The 23229-nt window shown below is 43.5% G+C and carries 20 protein-coding genes; 10 read left to right on the forward strand and 10 right to left on the reverse strand.

Annotation, left to right across the window (positions count from 1 at the left end):
• The first annotated feature begins 225 nt into the window (after positions 1–225).
• Together ACYX4W_RS11980 and ACYX4W_RS11985 are read left to right on the forward strand one after the other, a co-directional pair.
• Positions 226–888, forward strand: coding sequence for a hypothetical protein (locus ACYX4W_RS11980; RefSeq protein ID WP_476073342.1), 663 nt, complete (start codon positions 226–228; stop codon positions 886–888).
• Between the two features lie 152 nt (positions 889–1040).
• Positions 1041–1892: a DUF3307 domain-containing protein gene (locus ACYX4W_RS11985; RefSeq protein ID WP_476073343.1), complete on the forward strand. Its 852-nt coding sequence runs from the start codon at positions 1041–1043 to the stop codon at positions 1890–1892.
• Between the two features lie 125 nt (positions 1893–2017).
• On the opposite strand, the gene ACYX4W_RS11990 is transcribed toward ACYX4W_RS11985, so the two are convergent.
• Entirely contained in the window at positions 2018–2917 is a 900-nt protein-coding gene (locus ACYX4W_RS11990; protein ID WP_476073344.1) for a LysR family transcriptional regulator, read from the reverse strand.
• A 197-nt stretch (positions 2918–3114) separates the two neighbouring features.
• Between ACYX4W_RS11990 and ACYX4W_RS11995 the strand changes: the two genes are divergently transcribed.
• From ACYX4W_RS11995 to ACYX4W_RS12020, 6 genes are all read left to right on the forward strand, one after another.
• Complete coding sequence (locus ACYX4W_RS11995) at positions 3115–4086, forward strand: NAD(P)H-dependent oxidoreductase (RefSeq protein WP_476073345.1); 972 nt, start codon at positions 3115–3117, stop codon at positions 4084–4086.
• A gap of 77 nt (positions 4087–4163) precedes the next feature.
• Positions 4164–5288, forward strand: a complete 1125-nt coding sequence (locus tag ACYX4W_RS12000; protein WP_476073346.1) for an ankyrin repeat domain-containing protein — start codon at positions 4164–4166, stop codon at positions 5286–5288.
• A gap of 215 nt (positions 5289–5503) precedes the next feature.
• Complete coding sequence (locus tag ACYX4W_RS12005) at positions 5504–7951, forward strand: TonB-dependent receptor (protein ID WP_476073347.1); 2448 nt, start codon at positions 5504–5506, stop codon at positions 7949–7951.
• 15 nt (positions 7952–7966) lie between these two features.
• The gene (locus ACYX4W_RS12010; RefSeq protein ID WP_476073348.1) at positions 7967–8260 is read left to right on the forward strand and encodes a hypothetical protein; all 294 of its coding nucleotides are present in this window, start codon (positions 7967–7969) and stop codon (positions 8258–8260) included.
• Entirely contained in the window at positions 8257–9843 is a 1587-nt protein-coding gene (locus ACYX4W_RS12015; protein WP_476073349.1) for a PepSY-associated TM helix domain-containing protein, read from the forward strand. The genes ACYX4W_RS12010 and ACYX4W_RS12015 overlap by 4 nt, the downstream gene beginning before the upstream one ends.
• The gene (locus ACYX4W_RS12020; protein ID WP_476073350.1) at positions 9840–10130 is read left to right on the forward strand and encodes a DUF3325 family protein; all 291 of its coding nucleotides are present in this window, start codon (positions 9840–9842) and stop codon (positions 10128–10130) included. Before ACYX4W_RS12015 ends, ACYX4W_RS12020 begins: the two co-directional genes overlap by 4 nt.
• Here ACYX4W_RS12020 and ACYX4W_RS12025 read toward each other — a convergent pair.
• Positions 10108–10938, reverse strand: coding sequence for a DUF4437 domain-containing protein (locus ACYX4W_RS12025; protein ID WP_476073351.1), 831 nt, complete (start codon positions 10936–10938; stop codon positions 10108–10110). The two genes, ACYX4W_RS12020 and ACYX4W_RS12025, sit on opposite strands and share 23 nt — an antisense overlap.
• 190 nt (positions 10939–11128) lie before the next feature.
• Here ACYX4W_RS12025 and ACYX4W_RS12030 point away from each other — a divergent pair, with 190 nt between their 5' ends.
• The gene (locus ACYX4W_RS12030; RefSeq protein WP_476073352.1) at positions 11129–12097 is read left to right on the forward strand and encodes a LysR family transcriptional regulator; all 969 of its coding nucleotides are present in this window, start codon (positions 11129–11131) and stop codon (positions 12095–12097) included.
• A 246-nt stretch (positions 12098–12343) separates the two neighbouring features.
• Positions 12344–13570 (forward strand): hypothetical protein, encoded by a 1227-nt coding sequence (locus ACYX4W_RS12035; RefSeq protein WP_474856186.1) that lies wholly within the window; start codon positions 12344–12346, stop codon positions 13568–13570.
• A 173-nt stretch (positions 13571–13743) separates the two neighbouring features.
• Here ACYX4W_RS12035 and ACYX4W_RS12040 read toward each other — a convergent pair whose 3' ends face one another.
• The 8 genes from ACYX4W_RS12040 to ACYX4W_RS12075 all read right to left on the reverse strand — a co-directional run bounded on the left by ACYX4W_RS12040 (position 13744) and on the right by ACYX4W_RS12075 (position 23207).
• Entirely contained in the window at positions 13744–15096 is a 1353-nt protein-coding gene (locus ACYX4W_RS12040; protein ID WP_476075470.1) for a putative bifunctional diguanylate cyclase/phosphodiesterase, read from the reverse strand.
• Positions 15035–15784, reverse strand: a complete 750-nt coding sequence (locus tag ACYX4W_RS12045) for a CHASE sensor domain-containing protein (RefSeq protein WP_476073353.1) — start codon at positions 15782–15784, stop codon at positions 15035–15037. Before ACYX4W_RS12045 ends, ACYX4W_RS12040 begins: the two co-directional genes overlap by 62 nt.
• A complete protein-coding gene (locus ACYX4W_RS12050; protein WP_476073354.1) occupies positions 15784–16290 on the reverse strand; it encodes a YfiR family protein in 507 nt (168 codons plus the stop codon). Before ACYX4W_RS12050 ends, ACYX4W_RS12045 begins: the two co-directional genes overlap by 1 nt.
• A gap of 9 nt (positions 16291–16299) precedes the next feature.
• On the reverse strand, positions 16300–17352 hold the full coding sequence (locus ACYX4W_RS12055) for a hypothetical protein (protein ID WP_476073355.1): 1053 nt from the start codon (positions 17350–17352) through the stop codon (positions 16300–16302).
• A gap of 188 nt (positions 17353–17540) precedes the next feature.
• The gene (locus tag ACYX4W_RS12060; RefSeq protein WP_476073356.1) at positions 17541–19736 is read right to left on the reverse strand and encodes a TonB-dependent siderophore receptor; all 2196 of its coding nucleotides are present in this window, start codon (positions 19734–19736) and stop codon (positions 17541–17543) included.
• Entirely contained in the window at positions 19733–21049 is a 1317-nt protein-coding gene (locus ACYX4W_RS12065) for a DUF3526 domain-containing protein (protein ID WP_476073357.1), read from the reverse strand. Before ACYX4W_RS12065 ends, ACYX4W_RS12060 begins: the two co-directional genes overlap by 4 nt.
• On the reverse strand, positions 21046–22488 hold the full coding sequence (locus tag ACYX4W_RS12070; RefSeq protein WP_476073358.1) for an ABC transporter permease: 1443 nt from the start codon (positions 22486–22488) through the stop codon (positions 21046–21048). Before ACYX4W_RS12070 ends, ACYX4W_RS12065 begins: the two co-directional genes overlap by 4 nt.
• Entirely contained in the window at positions 22485–23207 is a 723-nt protein-coding gene (locus ACYX4W_RS12075; RefSeq protein ID WP_269916491.1) for an ABC transporter ATP-binding protein, read from the reverse strand. Before ACYX4W_RS12075 ends, ACYX4W_RS12070 begins: the two co-directional genes overlap by 4 nt.
• Between the last annotated feature and the right edge of the window lie 22 nt (positions 23208–23229).

Genomic DNA, 23229 nt, shown 5'->3' on the forward strand with positions numbered 1-23229 from the left:
CCGTCGCGCACAAATGTAAGCGTGAAGCACCTGCACCCATAGTTTAGCTACCCAGCAAGCTTATCTTCTTACACAAAAGTTGTATAAATTAGTCACATTTCCATTTGTGATTATTTTTAATCACATTTTAAAGTGTGATTGTTTTTGAATTTGATGATTAGGCGTGTCATAGTGATAACAAGTTGAAGCGTTTCTTGTAATAAAGAAAGATCACGGCGGCGCAAAGTGAACACGAACAAAAACAACGCAATAAATAATAAACAAAAGAGTTATGCTGGCGTGCTGACCGGCGATATTACAAACTCTCAGTCTTATTCTGAAGAAGACTTCAGAGATATCCTCACTGCGCTAAAACAGCACCTGTCGAGTTACGCTAAGCAGTATGACGGCCATTTTGACATTTATCGCGGCGACGCATTTCAGCTGGCGGTGAACCAACCCCAGTACAGTATGCACATTGCATTAGGTTTACGTTTAGCGCTAAAAGCACGCATGCCAAGCGTTGATGTAAGAATAAGCGTAGCAGTGGGTGAAGCACATTTTCGTCCTAGAGAAGTGAAAACAGGCACGGGTGAAGCCTTTGTTTTATCAGGGCGGGGGCTTGATTCGATTAAACCCAATTACGTTACTTTTTCTAGTAGCAATACCGAGCTAGAAAGCAAAACTCAGTTACTAACACGCTTTGCAGATACTCATGTAAGCGGCTTAACACAAACCCAATCAGAAACCTTACTGGCCTACCTTGAAGCCTCGGATAAAAGTCATGAGAATATAGCGGCATTACTTGAAAAAAATAGAAGCAATGTGAGTCGAATTCTTAACGCGAGTAATTACAAGCTTGTTGCTGAATACCTTGAATATATGAAGCACGCTATTGCCGCCCAATAACGAAGACTCGAGAAAAAACTAAACAACAAAACAAGTAAGCACTAAAACATTCAGTAATAAGACATATAGCTATTGAAGTAGAATAAAACAACAAGGAAGCATAACGTGCAGTGGAAAACCTTAAAAGATTACCGCCTTAACTGGAGCGTTAAATGATAGCTGAAACATCAAAAGGCGCTATCGTTAACGCCGCCCCTGATTTTGCTCAGCCTGAACTATTGGTGGGGTTACTACTTGCACACTTGCTTGCCGACTTTTATTTTCAACCCTATTCATGGGTAAAACAAAGAAACGAGCGACACGCGCTGGCGTTACCTTTGTATTTACATGCACTATTACATGGTGCACTCGCCTTTATCGCACTTGTGTTTTTATCCGGCATCGACAGCATGGCTACAATAGGCATTGCTACGCTTGTAATAGCGGTTTCCCATTTTAAAATTGACGTGATTAAGTCTTATTGCTCCCAAAATACGACCGCGTTTGTCATTGATCAACTTGCCCATGTGGTTGTGATCTTGGGCGTATTTTTATATGCCACAAACCAATGGCACAGCGCACTAGCGTTACTAAAGATACTAGGTGCACAGCATTTAGCGGTGCTTCTTGCTTATTTAGCCGTGCTTAAACCCAGCTCAATTATTATAAAGCAACTGCTGTCCCCTTGGAGCAGTGAAGTTTTAACTAACAAACCCTCATCAGCCCATCCTAATGATCCGCCTACGATAACCACTGAAGCACAACAAACCTTGTCGCTGGCAGGGCAGCGTATTGGCTACTTAGAACGTGTACTCATGTTAACTTTTGTATTGTTAAATCAGTTTTCCGCTATAGGGTTTCTTATTGCAGCTAAATCTATTTTCCGTTTCGGTGATCTCACTAAACACCAGGACAGGAAGCTAACTGAATATGTACTTCTGGGCACATTTACCAGTGTGGCGATGACGTTTGCCATTGGATTGGCATGCGCAGCGGTTTTAGGGCAGTTACCTATAAAGTCTTAGCATGGGCGTTATAGAGTAGGTAGTGTCCAAAATAAGCTTTATTCTACATGCTGTATTGTTTCACGAATTGTCTTGGGGGAATGCCTTCATGACTTTTGAAAACACGACTGAAGTTAAATTGATCGTTAAACTGCGTGTTTTTCTGCAAGAAAATCGATTAAGGCCCTAATTCTTTGGGCCTTTTGACTATGCTGCTGAAAATACATAAACAGCCCTGAATAGGGAAACCAATGCTCTTTAAGCACAGGAACAAGCTCGCCGGTTCCAAATAATTCATCCACCATAGGTTCAACAATTCTTCCAATACCTAAGCCTTTTTTGGCAGCATCAATCATCAAATCTGTATCGTTAACGACCATGGCAATCGGCATTGAAACACTAACAGATTGCTGGTTTTGCCATAGATGAAGTGGCGCAAGTTTGTTAGAGGTAATAAAACGATATTGAATGAGCTTGTGTTGCTGAAGGCTATCAATAGACGAGGGAAGGCCATACTTTTTAGCGTAGTGGGGTGAGCAGAACAAACATTCTTTAGTGGCTTTAGTTAATCGCTTTGCCACCATGCCTTCTTCTATCCTATCACCAAAGCGAATACCCACATCCATCCCATCGGTAATCAAATTTACGGCTGCATCGTTTATCGATACCTCAAGCTTTAAGTCTGGATAGCGCTCGCAAAACTCTTGGTAATAAGGCGCCAAAAGCTGTTGGAAGGCGAAGCGGGGAGTGGTAATACGAACCGTGCCCCTAGGGGTAAAGCTAAGGGCGTTGACCTCTTCAAATGCAATATCTAACGTGTCGATAGCATGATGAGTTTGCTGCTTAAGTAACTTTCCCGCATCGGTTAATTCAACTCTACGCGTGGTTCGATTGAACAAAGGAACGCCCACACTTGCTTCTAGAGATTTAAGCGCGTGGCTTACAGACGGCGGTGCCATTTCTAACTGGCGAGCAGCGCCACTAATACTGCCTTCATCGGCAATAGCATGAAAAACAATGAGTTGTTGAAATGTGGTGCCGTTCACTTATAGCGCCTCTTGAAGTCTAAGTGACAAATTGGTCGAAGGGTTTCAAGCCCAAAATTATATCTAGAATCTAATTGTTAGTTTTAAACTAATAATCTTTGAGTTAATCATCATCTAAAACTAAAGGTCATTCAAGCATAAACTTCTATCTGTTCACTTTGAACTAACCATAAAATTATCACGCAAAGGTAGAAGTAATGAGTAAAGTATTAGTTATCTCCGGCCATCCTAATTTAGACCAGTCCAATGCTAATAGCGCTATTTTGCAAAGCCTGACTAAGCGCATAGACGACATTGAAGTTAGACGTTTGGACACCCTTTATTCTAACAACCCAATTGCTGTAGAGGCAGAGCAAAAAGCCCTGCTTGAAGCTGAGGTAATTGTGCTGCAGTTTCCTTTCTACTGGTATTCTGTACCAGCTTTACTTAAGCGCTGGGTTGACCAAGTATTTACTTATAATTTTGCGTTTGGCCCTGAAGGGGACAAGCTGGCGAATAAGCACTTTTTACTGTCCATTTCGGTAGGTGGCCCAAAAGAGTCTTATGGACCGCTAGGCTATAACCATTTCAGTGTGGAAGAGTTTTTACGCCCGCTAGAACAGCTCGCTTATCTTGCAAAAATGCAGTACCACAAGCCAATTTACAGCCATCGCATGGTGTACATTGAAGGTGTTTACAACACGCTTTCAGACGTTCAGGCCCGTGGTGATCAACATGGTAAGCGGGTAGCCGATGCAATTGATGTTTTGATGAACTCACCAGAATTGCGTATCAAACAGTTTGTAACGACGTGGTTTGCGCAGTTCGATCAATTGCCGGCGTCAAGTGAAGCTTTTCTATCGAATCTCAGCGAGGAGGTTGTCTGGCAAGCGCCAGAGGGACGATTTCAAGGGCATGCTGGATTCAACGACTGGTACGCGTGGGCACGCAAGACGTTTAAACCTAACTGTGAGCACCGTGTAGATCAAATTGATATCAAACCCGATGCTGATTCAGCGAAGCCCAATGGATTTATAGTAGACCTTCGAATTAACCTTCGCGCTGACACATTTGAGTCGTCTGACTTTAATGGGGAATCGGTTGAGGTACAGGTAAAAGAGCGCTGGCATGTGCATATTGATACCGAAGGTAAAGTAATCATCGACAGTTACGTTGTTAGTCCTTTGTAGGGATTAACAACGTGCTAAAAACCCAAAACCAGAATTTAAAACCAAGACAAAAAGCATTTAAAAAGTTAGGCAAGACAATGAATAAACCTATCCCAAATACAAGAAAAGCGTGTCAGTCTCTGGCGTTAATTGTGCTCTCTAGCATGGGCATTACCGCTTCGTTTAGCGAAGCCGCGGTAAACGAAGCAATAGGGGCGCTCTATTCAAGTAAGTTTGAAAGCAACATAAATCAGAACCTAACACCGCTGCACAAAGCAGTGTGGGATAACGATATACAGCGTGTTAAGGCACTTATAGACAGCGGCGCAGATGTTAACGGACTCGATAGATTAATGGGGGTAGCGCCGCTTCATCTGGCTGTTCAAGGAAGAAACTTAGACCTTGTTAAACTGCTTGTGAAAGAGGGAGCATTCGTAAACTTGCAGTCAGTACGCCTGGGCGGAACGCCACTGCTATTGGCCGTGTGGCACAGAAATATTCCCGCGGTGGAATATTTATTAAGTTTGCCCGACATCGATACCACCGTTATTTCAGCGGCAGGCTCTACAGCCCTTGGGTTTAATCGAAGCGGTGCAAAAGCAAACGATAAAGCGTTGAATGAAGACGTTACCACCATTAACGCGCTATTCGCGGCTCATGAAGCAAAAACGCTGCAGCAAGCGCAAGAAAAAGCAACCATTTATATGGCTGTTGCTAACCAAGCGCTGTCTGAAGAAGAAATGGTAGCTGAAATAAAAGTGCTGCTGGAAAAAGGGTATGACGTTAATGCGGTTGCGCCCGTATTGAAACAAGGCAGTGATTTTCATAGCGCGCTGCTGCTTGCAGCGATGAAAGGCTACCTGAAAGTAGCAAAGCTGTTGCTAGATAACGGCGCAGATCAAACGCTTACCGGCGCCTACATGGCCGCAATTGCTTTACACAAAGCCGCATATTTTGGGCGAGCAGACATGCTGACGTTACTTAGTCAATATCCTGGCTTTCAGGAAGTGCTTAACGCGCAAGGTCCTAACAACGGGTATACACCGCTTCATGACGCAGTGTGGCATGGGCATTTAGAGGCAGCGAAAGTATTGGTGGAAGCAGGAGCTAGGTTAGATTTGAAAGGTTATGATGGCAATACACCAGAGCAGCTTGCTAGGCAAAATGGCTACGAAGTTCTTGCTAAGTACCTGTTGCAGCGCCGAACAATGAATCGAAAGTAAAAAACCGAAACTCTTATACTATCTTAAGAAACTGTCCAGTTGTTTGAAAATCATGAGTAATTTGTTAGCCAAGCGTAAAAATGTGCAGAATTTAAGTATTTTTTAAGAAAAATTGAACTAAAGTCTATTTTTATATTGATTTACTAAACCTCCCCACTTAAGATTCGCGCCCTCATTAAAAGCGATAACTATTATCATTTAGATTTGGGCGGAAAATGAACCACACTTCACACAAAAAAAGTAAAGTTGCTAATGCAATTCTTCTCTCTCTTTTATCAGTAACGTCTACAGTTACTGCCACGTCGGCACTGGCGCAAGAAAACGATGCTGAAACACCTGTAGACTCTCAAGCACAGAGTGCAGAAGAAAACTTAGACGTCATTACCGTTTACGGTCGCCACAATCGACTTATTTTAGAGTCGGGTACGGCCACTAAATCGAATATGAGCCTAATGGAAACGCCAGCGGCTATTGTTGTTGTTGACGGTACTTTATTAAGAGAGCAGGGGGTTGATACGCTGCAAGAAAGTATTCGCAACATTAGTGGTTTGAGCCAAGACGGTAACAACTACGGTGTAGGTGATAATTTAGCGATTCGCGGCCTTGGTGTTAACTACACTTTTGACGGCATTTACGCTGGTGCTGACTTGGGCAACAGCTATAACCCAACCCGCTCAATGACTAATATTGAAAGTATCGAAGTGCTTAAGGGCCCAGCTACTGGCCTATACGGCATGGGCGAAGCGGGTGGTATTATCAACCTTATTGAGAAGAAGCCGCAGTTCCAAGAAGCCTATGAGGTTAAAGCCTCTGTAGGTAGTTGGGATAGCTATTCAATAATGGCTGACGCAACAGGTGCAATTAATAAGGACCTTGCTTTTCGCGTTGTAGCAAACCGTGAACAGTCTGACGGCTATCGTGGGCTTAGCGATGAGCGAAGTGAGCTTTACACATCTCTTAAATACGTCGCATCAAGTGATAACCAGTTCCTATTGTCTGCGGCATATATTGACGACGCAGTTCAAATTGATTCGGTAGGTCATCCGGTTCGTCTAATCGACTTAACCATGTTTGATACCGATGCAGGTAGCTTAACTGGCGCTGACTTAGTTAACGATACTGCAGAGTCAGGTGGTCTACAACTAACCGATGCACAGCGCGACCAATTAGCCGCAACACTAGTTTCTACCGATGGCGTTCAGCCTTTTGATTTAGGCGATACTAGCCTTATCTCACCAATTTCACGTCCTAATGAAGGTGAAGAGTTCCGCGTGAAGCTTCGCCAAGACCTAGTAATTAACGACGATTGGTCTTTAACTCAGCAACTGCAATACCGTACCTATGAGACCTCGTACATTCGCCAGACCAGTGCTTACAACTATGTCTATGTTGACCGTAATGGCACCACAAATCTTGAGCCTCGCGCTCCACTCGTAATTGATGACGTATTATATCCTTATGCAGCGCGCCGACAGGAATACCGCAAAATTGAAGCAGAAGAAAGTGTTTGGCAATACTTTATTGACCTGACCAATACTTGGTCGTTAGGGGATATTCGTGGTGAGCATCTATTTAGTGCTAACTACGAGAATATGGATGTGGAATATACGCAATGGTCTATTTGGGATGCTGATGATACACGAAGCGATGCCGTACCTTACATCTTAGATATTCGTAACCCGAATTGGCCCACAGGTACATTCGAAGACTATAATCCAGCGCTTCGTAGCAAGTACGACAAAGAGGTATCTAGCTGGGGCGTGAGCTTCCAAGAAGTACTGTATCTGAATGATAACTTTACCGCGCGAATTGGCGGTGCATATGGTGGCGTGAAACAGACCTATCAAAACCAATTCAGCGACGGTAACCCAGAGTACGATGCAAACGATGATGGTTTCACCTACAACCTAGGCTTAACCTACATGTATAGCGACAGTCTAAGTACTTTCATTAACCACTCAAAAGGTCGCACTGCATACAGCACACTTGGTTCTCTATCAGAAGAAAACAACCGACCTGACTCTGAATCAGAGTCGTGGGATTTAGGCGTGCGTTTTACCGCCCTAAACGAACAGGTCATTGGCTCGGTAGTTGTATTTGATACAGCGCGTACAAACCTTCAATACACCAACCCACTGTATGAAGATAATATTGAAGATCCGTCTTACAACATTGATGTTCCAGAGTTTTACTATGACGAGCAAGACCGTACTACGGGTGTTGAAATAGACATTAACTTCGATATCAATGAGCAGTGGTCGCTTAATGCAAACGGTACTTACCAAGAGCCGCGTACTGAACCCGGTGCATTTGCATCGAGCACTGATGAAGAACAAACCAAAGGTATTGCTGAAAAGTTCGCAAGCACATGGCTAACTTATAGCCATAGCTTTGAAGCGCTACCTGCTCCAGTTAAGTTCAGCGTTGGTGTAACCTATGAAGACGAGCGTACCATCTCAGCTTCTGCATTTGGCATTGACTACGCGTTCGTAGATTCATACACAGTTTGGGATGCGGCAGTTAGTTATGTATCAGACGACTGGGACGTACAGTTGAATATTCGTAACCTTGATAATACTGACTATTACAGCAGTGCTATGTACCTAGGTGGTTTGCCTGGCGAAGAGCGTAATGCGAAACTTTCAGTTGCATATCGCTTCTAAAAAAGAGTAAGCACATTGAATAACAACGTAGACGTTGCGCTGCGTAGCATAGCCGCCATCTTGGGCGGCTATGCCGTTTCTGCGCTAATAAGCTTTTACTTCGCTTTTATATTTTTCAATACATTAAACCAGCAAGAGGGCGTGGCAATACTAAGTGGCAGTATGGCTAGCTACTTTGTATTTTTTGCTGTATTTATCGCAAGCTTTGCTATTAAGAATACGAAGAAGTGGTGCGCGCTTTTAATTGCTTTTTCTGCCATTCTCTTCTTAGCGCTACCGTTAGTTTCACCTTTAAGCAGCCCATTATGAAAGCTACATTCAGAAAGAGTATGATTTGGCTGCATACCTATTTAGGTGTGATACTCGGCTGGTTGCTTTTTGCCATATTTTTCACTGGTACGTTAAGCTATTTTACACCGGAAATAACGCGCTATCTGATGCCTGAACGAGGAAGCATTTCTCAAAGTCAGCAATCGATGCTCGCCCATTCTTTTACTTATTTAAATGAACATGCAGGTGAAGCTGAACAGTGGCGGATAGCCTTGCCTTCAGAGCGTTCTGCACTTTGGAGTGTGCAATGGCGTGAGGGTAAGCAAAGGCAAAGCGTGACCTTCAATAATCAACTCGCTGTAAGAGAAAATGAAACAGAAACAAAAGGCGGCTTGTTTTTTAGAAATTTCCACTACACATTGCAACTTCGAGGCTATGGCGGGCGATACATTGCGGGAATAGCCGCAATGGCAATGTTGCTTGCTATTTTTACTGGAATTTATACACACCGCAGGTTTTTTAAGGACTTTTTCACGCTTCGCTCTCAAAAGCTAAAAAAGTGGACCACTGACTTTCATGCTTTAGCCGGTATTCTCACTATTCCCTTTTGTATTATGATTTGCCTAAGCGGCATTTTCATCTACGCGATTATGTATTTGCCCTATACCGCTAACGTTAACTTTGAGCGGGGAGAACGAGGCGTAAACAACCAGATTATTCCTTCACTGCCAAGCCTGCAGCTAGATGAAAAAGTCATTGGTAACGATCATTTGTTAAATGTGTCGCTTCCTGCACCGGCCTCTGCGCCTATACTAGAAAAAATTGCTAACCAGTGGCGCGAGCCCAACCCAATAGCAAGAATTACCGTTGAAGGTGTAGGGTATAAAAATAGCCGCATCATCGTAGAACGCAGCAAGGCCACAACAGTATCAAACCGTGCAGACCGTTTAGTATTTGAAACCTATACAGGTAAATCGCTTAAAGGCTACGATGACGAAACCATTCCAGCTCAAATAAGACGTATTCTATACGGGCTTCATCAGGCTAACTTTGCCCCTACTGGCATGCGATGGTTGCTATTTGGTTTAGGCATTTTAGGCAGCGCCCTTATTGCCACTGGCAATGTTATTTGGGTCACTCAGCGGAAAAAAAGTGCTAAGCAAAATCAGTTTACTTTGGCGCTTGTGGAAAAAGGCAATGTGACAGCTGTTGCTGGCTTAATATTAGCCAGCCTATCGTTTTTTGTTGCTAACAAGTTGATAGGGCACGATGTTGCAGGTCGCGCCCAATTAGAAGTAAACACATTTTTCACGGTGTGGGCATTAAGTGCGGTGCACGCATTTTGGCGAGCAAAAGCTGCTGTTGCTTGGAAAGAGCAATTTGCGCTAGCAAGTGGGCTTTGTTTTGTTACCTTTGCTATAGAGTTCGTGCTATTTAGAGACCGAATAGCAAGCAGTATCGAGTATTTAGATAGCGTTTATTTAAGCTTTATTCCTGCATTTTTGGCTTCAGGTATTATTTTGTATTGGGCTACAAAGAAGATAGGTTTACGTATTACCAATGCGGAAATAGCCACAAAAGGTACAAAAGCAAGCACGCGTGTAAAAAAGGGGGAGGAATGATAACGCTGGTTTTTACACTACAACTGTTAGGCTTCTTGTGTTTGATGTTAGCAATGAATAAACACGCGAAGCAGGCAGGCAAGAGTAGGATATTAGCGCGGGTGTTACGAATATTACCCTCTTCATCCTTTACCAAGTTTTTAGGCTGGACGCTACATATTGCATCCTTATACCTGGCCTTGACGAGTATCGAAATCACCAGTATTGCGATAGTTTGGTGGTGCTGCACATTAAGTGCAGCCCTCCTGATTATTGCCGTGTACTTCAGTTCTTTACTTGATACTTAGATGAGCTTCTGACATAAACGATGGCGTCAGCATCACTCGCGTTACGGACTTCGTGTGTTGCTGGCGTAGATGATTCAATATAGCTTCCCGCATCAAGGGCAAGTGCTTTAGCCTTACTATCTTGCTTATAGTTTAGGCTACCCTTTATTACTACGGCCTTAAATTCATCACCGTTAGATGTTATTGAGCCTTCAAAGCCGCTTGGCAGTTTAACTAAAGTACCGTAAACACTATTGGTATCGCCCCATAGATAGGAGGCGGATACGCCATCAGCCGCAATGTTGACCAGATCACTCTCTTGCAGCCATACCATATTATCTGCATGAATATTGATAGGTCGTTCACCATTGTCGAAATGTTCTTTTGACGGTTTAACTAAATACGGACCTTCATCAATTTCCAAGTAAATGAGGTTAGTCTTGTCATTTGCTGCGGTAGTGTGATCTTCGCCTGCAGGTTGTGTCCAAAACGAACCTGTTGGCATCCACATTTTAGCGGCATCTGGGTCGTCATTATGCATTTCACCTTCAATAACAATACCGCGATAGGTGATATTGTGAATGTGTGGCGGCGATTCAAAGCCTTTGTTAAATCGCACTAGCATACCGGTAGCTGTGTCTTTGGTTCTATCTCCCCACAGGTCGGCCGCCCCCGGGCTTTTGTCACCCCGTGCCGGATTCAAATAGCCCCACTCAACATTTTCTGCAGTTATCACCTTGGTTTCAGCATAGGCGCTGGGTAAAAAAGCAGCACAAGCGCCTACAATTAGCGAGGCCATGGTTAGTTTTTGCCATGCAGTATGTTTCATATAAAGCTCCTGTTTATCCTTACTACTAACGTCATTAACGAATGAATGACAGTTTATTCGGTGGTTAACGGATAATAAACGACCAAAATCGATAAGGACTTTCCCGAAAACGTGGATAATAAAAGTGATCCATTTCCCTTTTCTTTTTAAGTTTAAAAAGGCATATGTGGGCTAAACCTGTGAGGAAAGAATGAAAACCGAAGACCTTTCTGTGTTTGTGAGAGTCGCTGAAGTCAATTCGATAACGGCAGCGGCTAAGAAGCTTGATATCAGTTCATCTGCTGCAAGCATGGCTATTAAACGTTTAGAAGAGCAGCTTGGCGTAGCGCTATTTGTAAGGAGTACACGCAAAATTAGATTATCCCACGAAGGGGAACAATACTTACCTATGGCTCAACAGGCGCTAGACACGCTCCAGCAGGGTTTATCACTCATTACAGAGGAAAGGCGAAGTGTTAATGGGGAGCTTCGCATGGCGATGTCTTCAGAGATGGGGCGCAATTTAATGCGCAAACTACTGAATAAAGTACAAGGTAAAAACCCCGAACTCTCGTTGCGACTGCATGTAAGCGATAGCCGAGTAGATTTTTATCGCGACGGCGTTGACGTTGCGCTTCGCGCAATGACTAAAGAAGCAGTAAAAGAGTCACAAATGTATGGTTTTAAAGTGTGCAACATTCCACATGTTATCTGCGCATCTCCCGAATATATTGAAAAGTGCGGTGAACCACTCACAGCAAACGACCTTATTCAGCATAATGCGTTGCTCTATAAACTTTACGATCAAACCCATAACACATGGGAATTGGTGAACGAGAACGAAAAAATTAAGGTAAAAGTGCGCAGCAATCGCGCCGTGAATGACGGAGACATTGTTAGACGATGGTGCGTTGACGGTATGGGTATTGCCAAGAAGTCAGCCATTGACGTGGCTGAAGATTTATTAAGCGGTAGATTAAAGCGTGTGTTGCATCAGTTTCAGGTTCCATTAACTGAAATGTGGATAATGTTACCCAGCCGACATTTGATCACCCCAGCAGTCAGATTAGTTAGAGATGAATTGAAATTGGCCATTGAGGAACGTCGACACAAGCTTATAGAAAAAGGCTTACTTAATGAAAATGAATGGCCAGCTTTAAATGATATTGCAAACCTGTAAAACCAAGGCGCAATGAATATTGCTGATGCTAAGTGGTTAAAATGTAGGCGTTTTGCGTAATTTCTAGATTGAATTTATAGTCTAGATATCTTCTAATAGTCTAAGCAAAGGAATGCGAGGCAAAAAGTTCGAACATGTACAGTGCAGGGTAGCACTGGCACTGCATCACTTCCTCTACATTCCTTTGTTTTCATAAAAAAGCTTCAGTACAAAATAATTGGCTAGAAGCACAAGTAGAGAATAAACATGAAAGCAAAACTATTAGTTCCATCATTAGTCGCCGCCGCGCTTATCAGTGCTTGTGGAAGCACACCTCCCACCCCTGAACAACAAGCTATGGCTAATCAAATGCAAAAAGCGTTTTTAGCTAAGCTGCAGGGTATGCCAATTCAAGCTCCTGCGCAGCAACAAGCAGCACCTGTTGCTCAGCCAGAAATCGTACTAAGCGCAGCAGAACTTTCTGAACAAAAGCAGAAAGTAGATGCTACGGGCGGCCCTGCTATTTTTTATCGCAAAAAAGATGGCATCATGATAGATGGTCAGATGTTTAACGACTTCGAAGGGCAGGTTGCGAACTTTGGTGGGAATAGGTTTACCGGCGAATTCACCTATGCCGTAGAGAATTTTGACGGGTCTTTTACGCTTAAGTATCACAAAGCCCACTCTGCGGAAGCGCCTATAAAAATAGGTACTGTGTGGAAGCGTGGCGGCCAGTTTGAAGTGCGAACGGTGACAGGGAAAAAAGCGACAGGCAATAGTGTTATACCTACGTCAGATGGTTTTATTGTAGGGCGCTCTGGTTCAGCTTTCCGTTATTTTATTGATGGGGATAGCGTTAAAAATATCACTCTGCTAGATAACTACCACATTGCCGAGCATCAAAAAGGCGATGCTGCATCTACCGGTTTTATTCTTCTAGAAAAAGACCCTCGTAACGAAAACGATAAAGTAGGTGGTTTGTTTGACTCATTTAAAGAGTTGGGCAATACCTTCGGACTAAATAAGTTCGACGACTATGTACTCGTAAGTATCGATGGCAATACTACTGTACCTATGGACGTCGGGTTAGGCGGCAAAGAAATCGCAGAGCACTCCAACTGCAGACGCCAAAATGCAGCTATCAATAAGTGTGAAAATGTTGATTTTAAAGAGTCTCTTTACACTAAGTTAGGTTTGCCAAACTACAGCCACTATTATTGGTCAATCAACTGGGTTCAAACTCAGTCTGGTCCAATGGCAATTTACAGAACGTCGACCAAAGTTAAGATCGTAGATATCAACAACAAGCAAGTTCACACCGTGTTTTCACGTACGCTTGGGGTTAACGACTTTGTTGTAATTGAAAATGCTGACGGAACAACGGGTATCAGAGCTCGCCTAGGCTTTAGTAAAGAAGAAGTCAAAGATATTGAGTCGTTTATCAAAAACAACACAACTGATATCGAACCTATGCAAACGCTTCAACCTTCATAGGGTTAGCGTGAATAAGCTTTAAAAGCGATTAAGAGGCTTACTACCTGTAAGCCTTCATTTTATAGCCTGTAATTTTGAAATTAAAAGAATATTGCATTTCTGAAAGCTTTTTAGGTAATAGTCGAGGATAGCTTCGATAACTATTACTCAGGTACGGATAGTATCTATAGGTTTTATCGCATCAAGGGCGCTATCTCACTGGTTTTAAGCGGTTTATAGTGCAGATAGCCTTGGACCGAGTCACAGCCCATTTTAGCAAGGGTCTGCTGCTGCTCTTTAGTTTCTACACACTCGCCCAAAGTGGTCAATTCTAAACTTTTTGCAAGCATTATGATGGTGTTAACAATACCGTCATTAGAGCTTGATTGCCCTAACTGAGAAACGAAACTACCATCAATTTTAAGCTTGTCGATAGGAAGCGTGCCTATGTAGCTAAGGCAAGAGTAGCCAGTACCAAAATCATCGATGGAAATGTTAAGGCCAATTTTTTTCAGCTTTTTAAGAGAGGTTAATGCAAAGTCCGTAGAGCTAATAAACGTATTTTCGGTTAGCTCAACTTCCAGTAAATGTGGTGGGACTTGATACTTACTTAATACCTCCTTAATTTGCTCTGCACAGTCTAGCTGTATCAAAAAGCTTGCAGGCAAATTAACCGCCACTGGCACCAAATTTAGCCCTTCATCTAGCCAGTTTCGAATCTGCCTACACACCTCAGAAAGTACCCAAGTAGTAATAGGGTTAATTAAACCTGCTTCCTCAGCAACTGGTATAAACTGGGACGGCGGGATTTCAGTGCCCTCGTCATTCCAGCGTATCAGCGACTCTAGACCGATAATTTTATCGCTGCGTATACAAACCTGGGGCTGATAGACTAGCGAGAATGCCCCTTCAAGTTTAATGGCCTGTCGAATTCGACTTTCTAAAGATAGACGCACCAAAGACTCTTCAAGCATTTCAATATTAAAAAAGCTATAGTGCCCAGGGCCTTTCTCTTTAGCGTGATACATGCTTGTATCTGCATGTTTTAATATTTCTATTCCCGTTTCTAAATTTCTTTGATGCAGTGCAATACCAATACTGGTTGAAATGTGAAGCTGGTTGCTACCTATCGCCATAGGCTGGCTAAGGCTTTCGATAATTTCAGAAGATAAAGCAACAAGCTCATTATGTTCGGCAACACCCTCTAGCATGATTACAAACTCATCACCGCCCCAGCGACAGACACAATCTTTTTCTGTAACTATTGCTGTTAGCTTTTTCGCAACAATAATCAGGACTTCATCGCCGATATCATGACCTAGCGTGTCGTTAATGAGTTTGAACCTATCTAGGTCGAGAAATAAAATAGAAAGGGCAGTATTTTGGACATTAGCTTTGTTTACGGCTTCATCTAATTTTTCTACAAACAAATGTCTGTTTGGAAGTTGCGTAAGGGCATCGTAGTTCGCTTTTTGATATAGCTGCCTAGTGCGCAGTTCTACTACACGCTCTAATTCTGTGTTCTGGGCTTTCAGTCTGAGCTTGATGGCTTTCTACAGTGGCCAGTATGTGGTTAACACCTCCAAACAGTTCACCAAGTTCATCATCTCTCTTGTCAGGAAGGCGTTTAGAGTATTCACGTTTGCTTCCTACAAACTTAACAAGAGAAATAAGCTGTTGAATGGGTTTTGATAGAAACCTTTGAAGTCGCCAGTGAAAAAGGTAAGTAAATAGCATGCTTATAGTGAGCACACCAAATACGACATACATAGCGTGCTGCTGTTGTTCCTCTAGCGAAGTGGTGCTTGCGGTAAGTATGAGATAACCAATTACTTCATCGTTGAACTCTATGGGCTTAAGGTAATAAATCAGGTGTTTACCGAAAGTTGCGCCTTCTTTAACGGTTGAGGGAGATACATCATCCCGAAAGTCATCCATAGTGTAGCTTGCAATGACGGTATCGGCGTCGTCATAAACTTTTGCGCTTTTTATCGCGGGAAGTTTAGACGCGGCATCAAGCAATTCTTGCGTGGTGTCGACATCACTAAATAGAACTGATGTACTTGCTGCTGACGCAAGAAGGGTAGATTGATTGTCTAGTACATCTACCAAGTTGCTTTTGTAATCGGCGACGAAGTTGTTGTAAAGCAAACCCGCTACCAAACACAACGAGAAGAAATTAACGACTAGGACAGCTAGAAGTTGTTTGGTAAAGAACGAGGAGTGTTTAAACATCACTTGATCCTCGCGACTCGAAGAAGTTTGGCACTTATTTTTACATTTAACCGCTCAGCCTCGGCTACATCAATTTCAAAACGCAATTTCTGATTTTCTTCATAAAACCTGAAGACAACAGGGAGCGCCAATACGTTATTAATATCAGATATGATTACACTATGGCTTAGGTGCTGCTCTAAAAGATCATCGCTTTCAGTCAAATACAGTATATCACAAGACTGGGCATCAACGCTGTCTAAAACAAGCAATGACTTACTATTTGGCTCTCTAGATTCCACTAGTGCTTTCAGGAAAGTCATTAATTCCTGATCGTTATGAATACAAAAGGAGATGGGAACAGCGTTTTCTTTGGGCCATGTGATGAATTTAGTAAAGTTATACATATAGGCAGCTTTCAACTTGTCTACTTTTTGAAGCTCAGCTAATGCTGCGGGAACAAGAAGACACTGCAATAAAAGCAACCACGAGAGCTTTTGTAAAAAACGAGTCAATTTTGCCGTCACGTTTTTAGCTTAGAACAAGGTTGATAGTTGAAAGCCAAATCGCCACAACTCTTTAGGCTGAGGGCCATTCAGGTTCTGATATACAGGTTTACTCCCATTTATCTGAATTTGTAACCAGTCAGTAGCCGTATAGTTCAGTCCAGCGTATAACCTTACTTTTGTCCCACCGTATAAATCAGGATTAGTTATGCCAGCCGGGTAGGGGAAAGCACCACCTACGGTAATTTCGTCGTCTTGCCCATGAATAGAATCTGCGTAACTTATCTCGGCGCCGGTGAAGAGGGTGCTTGTTTCGTTTAAAACAAAATTGTACTTACCATTTAGTTCATAATTATTACCTAAGCGATAATCACGGTCGTTGGAACCGGTACGTATTCTTGCCGATAGTGAAACAGAGAAAGGATAATCCCCTTTATTACGATAACCAATTTCTAAAGGTAAGTCGAAAGTGCCGGACCCCAATTGCATCGTGTAAGGAAGTTGCTGATTACCAGCGGCTCGGGGCGTGTCTCCCTGCTCATCAATAGAGCCAGTAGGAAAACTGATGCCACCACTTATCCATACGCTGTACTGCTCGTTCGATAGGTATTCATAGTGACCTGTAACTACCACGTCTCCCAATCCTTCAGAAGAAATTAGAAATTCATCGTAACCTGGCACTACGCTGATATGGTCAGTTTCTTGCCTTATCAACGGAATCTGTAGCCCTAGCTTGAAATCATGTTGAAGCTGATAACCTATTTGAATAACTTTTGCATACTGATTTATGACAGTTGGAAGTACAGGAAAATTTTCATCAGTTCGCGCTTCTTCACCGGGTACAAAAAGTACTTCGTCTCGAGATACATCACTGTCGTCAATCATGTATCCATCAAATTCGGCGGCTTTATATTGCAAAGACACCGACCATTTGCGGGGGGAGGTATCGATATCTGTTTCAGTTATATCTACATTAAGTAAATCTTGAAAGCTCATTTCTGCAAATTCTGAAGGTGTACTCTGCGCCATGGCGAAGCCAGAAAAGGCCAGGAAAATAGATGATGAAAGGATGGTATATTTCATTTGAAAGCCGCGAGAATAACTATATGTGAATTATAGTGTATTTCGAGAAAACTTTTAATGACAATAAGTTAGTCTTTTGTAGTGTATGTATAGAAAAAATATACTTTTAATTCATTGGTTTTAAAAAAAAGCACTGCGTAAAAGCAGTGCCTTAAATAGCTTCAATGATAGCTAAGCGCCGTAGGCGCTTAGAAACGATAGGCAGCCGTTAGTCTAAAACGCTGCGGTGCACCGGGCTCAACCCACACATCAGCGAAAGAGTTCGTGTAAAACTCTTTATCAAACAGGTTATCTACTGCCACTTTAACCGATAGGTTTTCAACTGGCTCTATTTCAGCAAACGCACGTACCGTAGTATAGCTAGGTAGGTAGAAGTCCGTGGCGGTTTGCCCCAAGCGTTCATCAACGTATAACAGCCCAGAACCTATGCGCACTGGCATATCAGCCAAAGAAAAACCTTTACTCAGTTGAATACTAAGCTGGTTTTCTGGAACGTTAATGAGCGGGTCGCCAGACTCAATGGCTGCAACAAAGTTAGCATCTGCTGCATCATTTGTACTTTCTGCATCAACAAATGTGTAGGAAACCCATAGCGAAATATCATTTTCAAATTCAGCGTTAATATCTAGCTCGATCCCACGGCTTCGCGCTTCGCCTGCTGGAGTTAAGAAAAAGCCGTCTGATGCTTCTTCGCTGTCATCAAACACTAGGATATTGCTTTGTTCAATATTAAATAGTGAAAGCGTGATGTCGCCGCGCACACTGTCGAACATAGACGTTAAATCGGTTTTAAGGCCAATTTCAGCAGATTCTGATTCGTTCGGCTCGAAAGGATTACCCGCAAAGTCTGAACCTGTTAACTGACGGAAGCCTTCGCCGTAGGTGGCATACACGCTGGTACTGTCGTTAAACACATAAACGGCACCCACTTGCGGCGAGAAACGGGTATCATCTTGCGAGGTTGTGCTTACCGGACTTGCTAAGCGATTATCAATTTCCTGCTCGAACTTATCAAAACGGCCACCTAAACGAATTTGAAGTTTGTCGGTTAGGTTTATCTGATCTTGAAAATAAACGCCCCAGGCTTTTTGAACTTCAAAGCGGTCTAGATTGTCAGACAGCTCAACATCGGGAAGGGGTGTGTAATCAGGGTTAAATATATCGACCACAAGGTACTGATCTAAATCTAAATCGTTGATGTCAGTATCACTTGAGAAAAACGGCGGGCGATAGCGCAGAATTACCTGATCGTTTTCAAATTTGTCGTAGTCAGCACCAATAATTACGCGATGGGTAAGTGAGCCAGTTTCAAATTCACCCGCAATTTCGCCACGTAAAACAAGATAATCTGTCTCGAAATTACGATAGCGTTTAAAGCGCGATAACAAGGCTTGATCTGGGTCGATAAATAGCGTTTGACGGCCGCCAAAGTTATTCTCAAGCGCATTACCTTCAAACGTAGTATCGCGCAGCCCAGCACCTAACAGTAAGTTCCAGTCATCAGCAAGCTTGTGCGAAATCTCAATTTGATGGCCAACAACTTCGGTATCAATAGTGTCGCCATTCGGATCGCCAGTAAAGGTTTCAATGGGCTGATGGCCCAACTCGCCGTCAATAGCGACTACACCGCGATCAAACGGAATCTTTTGTTCGGTGTACTCTAACTCATAGGTTACTGTAGTATCTGCCGACGCTTCCCAGGTTACCGAAGGGTAAAACCCAAAACGTTCGGTTTCTACTGTATCGCGAAAACTTTCCGCGTCTTCATAAAAACCAACGAGTCGTACGCCAACATTTTCCGACGCGCCTGTAACGGTTTGTACGTCAGCTTCAACACGCATTTGCTCCCAGCTTCCGTAAGTGGCTTTAACTTCACCACCTTCACGAAACTGAGGACGTTTAGTTACCAGGTTAATTGCGCCACCCGGTTCACCACGGCCAAACAGGGCCGCTTTCGGGCCTTTCAGTACTTCTACGTGATCGATGCCTGATAGGTCACGAGGGCCGCCGAAACCGCGACCTGCATTAAAACCGTTTACCAAAAAACCACTAGGTAAGTTTTCGTCACCTGAAAAGCCACGAATGGCAAAGCTATTCCACAGGCCTCCAAAATTATTTTGGCGTGCTACAGATGCCGACAGGTCTAGTGCGTCATTCAAATTAATAGCACCGGCATCACTAAGTAAGCCTAAGTCTATATCTTGTGCTGCAGCAGGTACTTCTTTATATTCAAAAGCCCCTTGATACGCGCGATGCATACCGTGTACGGTAATTTTCTCAACATCAGCTTCATTTTGGCTGTCATCGCTTTGTGCTAAAGCCGATGTGCTGAGCAGCGCCGATATAGTGGCTGCAAGTGATGTTTTCACCCAACAAGTTTTCATTCTTCTTTTCCTGTGCGGTTTTTGTGTGAGGTTTTAGTGTTTGGTGTGAATTGTGGTAGAGCTTCAAAGCTTTCCTGAGAAAATTCAGGGTCTTTAAAAAGGTGGTAATAATAGAATTCTCGCAGCGCATTATGAAAAGCACGTACGTCGTTTTCGTAGCCCACCATAGCTTCAACGTTAGTATCAGCAGCGCTTGATAATAAACGTTGGGTAAGCAAAGACGGCGAAAGCAAGGCTACGTAACTGGCGATATTGTCTTTTTGAAGTGTGGCTGCTTGATAGTCTTCCGACAATTCGCTGGCCGTTTGGTCGCCCACTTGTTGAAATGCGTAGTACCATTTCCAATTAAATGAGCTGTCTCTTTCAGGGTCAAATGTTGTGTAGTCGGTCCACTGCGGGTGAGTAGCAATGAATGGAGTCCAAGTGTCTTCAATAGGCTTATCCCATGCGCTATTTACCGCTTCGCGTTGGGTAAGCACAATATCGCCGCCTTCAGGTGTTTCAACCATCGCATTAATTACCGTGTGTGCGGTCACGGGCACAATAACGGTGGTTACAAGCCAAACGCCTAGCATAATAGAGGCAAGATGCGTTGCACTGAAATTTGCAAAACGTTTTGCGGCGCCAATCGCAAGAACAATGGCACTCCATAACGCAATATTACCTATTACTATTGCGCAAACGGTTAATATAGAAGCCAAAGATGCACCATTAATTAACCCGAACACAACAAACGGAACAAGAGTAACAAGCGCTAAAGGAACCAATGTGACGATTACTCGTGCCGTCCATATAGCATGTGAATTACGCGCAGTTACGTTGAGTAAATCAAAACGACGAGCTTCACGTTCTTTCGCTTTTAAATCGTAAAGTAGCAATATGATAAATAGCGGCAGCAAAACACTGGTCACAAAGGCAAAATCGAAACGCCCTAAAAACGCAAGCTCTGGGTTATCTGTATCGCTCTCATAAATTTGCCCTTCTAATGCCAGCATGCGTATGCGATGCTTCCAAGGAAATACGTCTCTTTCGCCTACGGCTGCAAAAGCCAGCGGGGAAGGGGGGGCATAAGTCAGGTGAAAAGCGTAATAAGCAACCATGCCATAGTTAGACTGGTGAGTGATAACGGCTTCACGCTCTACTTGGTCTTTTTCTAATAAACGTTCAATAGTGGCTTGTTGCTCCTGCATCTCTGCATAACCCGACCACAAAGACACCGTGCTTAAAAGAAAAACGACTAATAACGTAAGCTTTAATTGGCGGTGACCAAACACAAAATTAGCTTCACGTTTAAGATCGGTAAAACGCATCATGGGTTTAACCTCCTAACAGCCGCTTTTAAAAGCAAGGCGGTAATGCTTACCCAAACAAACAGTTGTAAAAAGTAAATAAGCGCGTATGAAATGCGTGTACTTGCTGCTTCTGGCTTAAAATTAAACTCCGAAAGCAACGCCCAATTGTCTGCGCCGACAACCGCTTTATCAGCCGCTTCTTCGCTTGCGTTGCGGTTCATGTCGAGTTTGTAATCCAGCTTTTCAACATGCACTTTATTAAGCCCTTGAACGAAATCAAGACGCAGAGCCTCAGCTTCACGTAAAAAACGATGATGGGTTTCAAGGCTGGTGCCTGCTAACAGTGTTGAGATAGAGCGAACGGCGACGGTAGGGGATAGCCAGCCAAACTGACGTGCAATATGTGCTTGCTCTAACTCTTCTGCCATTCTGCTTTCGGCAAATTCATTAAGCACTTTTGCCTGTCTGCCTTCTGAGTACTGAGCAACAACACCGCGGAAGTTAACGGGAAGGTCGTCAACAGAATCGACATTGTATTTCGCTAACAAATCTTCTTTTAGCTTTTTGAATGCAGGGTCGTTAACGTCATGACCATCGCCTAAACTACGAAGCTTTTCTTCTACTTTGAAGTCCGCTTCAAGCTTGCCCATCGAGGGGGCGGCGTTTGTCGCTACGCTGCTTCCAAGACGAGGAAGTAACACACATGCGGCCATCCAAATAACAATAAGCATGGTGAAGCTAACGCTACTTTTATCAAATAACGCTGAACACGCAGTTACAACGGTAGCCCATAGCAAGAAGTAAACGGCGTAACTTAAACAAAATAACAGTACTACAAGCGCGCTTTCGCTTGAAAAAGCCACGTACAAGCAGGCCAGAAGCATAGGGAGTAAAAACAAACCGCTAGCTGCAATTAACGCTAATAGCTTACCTAACATTAGCTGCCAGCGAGTCGTTCCTTGTGACAACAACAAGGTAAGTGTTCCCGTTTCGCGCTCTCGCGAAACGCTACCGTAACCAATAAGGATAATAAACAGTGGAGCAAGCACTAGCGCCAGAAAGCTTGGGGTTAAGCTGCTAAAACGGGTAAGTCCGGCTGATTGTCGTTGCTCTGCAAACATGGCGCTATTTTGGCGATGCCCTTCTAAGAAAATAGCGTTACCCGTGTAGGTGTCTACCCCAGGTTCGATTACGCTTAATGGAGTAGGGGCACGAAAGACATAGTGACCATAATGCACCATGCGGTGAGGGTGCTTATCAGGCTGTGCTTTAAAACGCTCTTCCGCTTCAGTTTGAAGGTGCTCTCTAGCGTGCGCGGCCTCTTCAATGTGAAATGCATTCACAACCAATGCCGCAAGGGTCAGTATGGCCCCTAGCAAGAGTACCGTAGCAGCGACTTTCGTGCGCAGCCAATATCGCCACTGATCTGCACAAATGGTTTTAACTACATTAAATATCATGCTTTGCGCCCTGCAAATGCTGCGTGTACCGCTTCAGTATCAATAGGCGTATCGCCAACACGCTCGAAAGAGCCGGTTAGCTTACCGTTACTTAAAAGCACAATACGGTGAGCTACCTGGCAAGCACCATACACGTCGTGAGTTACCATAAAAATGGTAGCGCCGTTGGCCGCTAACTCAGAAACCAACGCATTAAATTCGTCAATAGCGGCAGGGTCTAAGCCTGACGTGGGCTCATCTAAAAACAGCACTGGTGCATTGCGCAGTAAAGCAAGGGCAATTGCGGTTTTCTGGCGCATACCTTTTGAGTAGTTTGATAACGCCTTATTCCATGAATCTTCTTGAAGAGCCACTTTGCGAAGTGCCGCAAAAATGTCTTCGTCTGATTTTTCTACACCAGCTACAGAAAGAAAGTAACGGATATTTTCTAAGCCAGAAAGGTGACCATAAAGCGTTACAGATTCAGGTAAGTAAGCGACTGACTTTTGAACATCGTTAGGATGAGTAGTGGCGTTGTGACCTAACACAGTAGCGCTACCACTGCTTGCCTTCATCAAACCTAAAAAGGTTTTAAGCGTAGTAGATTTACCGGCACCGTTTCCGCCTAAAAGCGCGAAAACTTCGCCCTTACCAACGTTGAAGTTTAGATTATCTAAAAGCGTGCGGTTTTCAACGCGCACGGTAAGCGCATCTGCGCATATTACTGAATTTGTTTGCATTGTATAACGTGCTGTTACAGAA

The sequence above is a fragment of the Alteromonas sp. ABH4_454 genome (assembly GCF_056311775.1).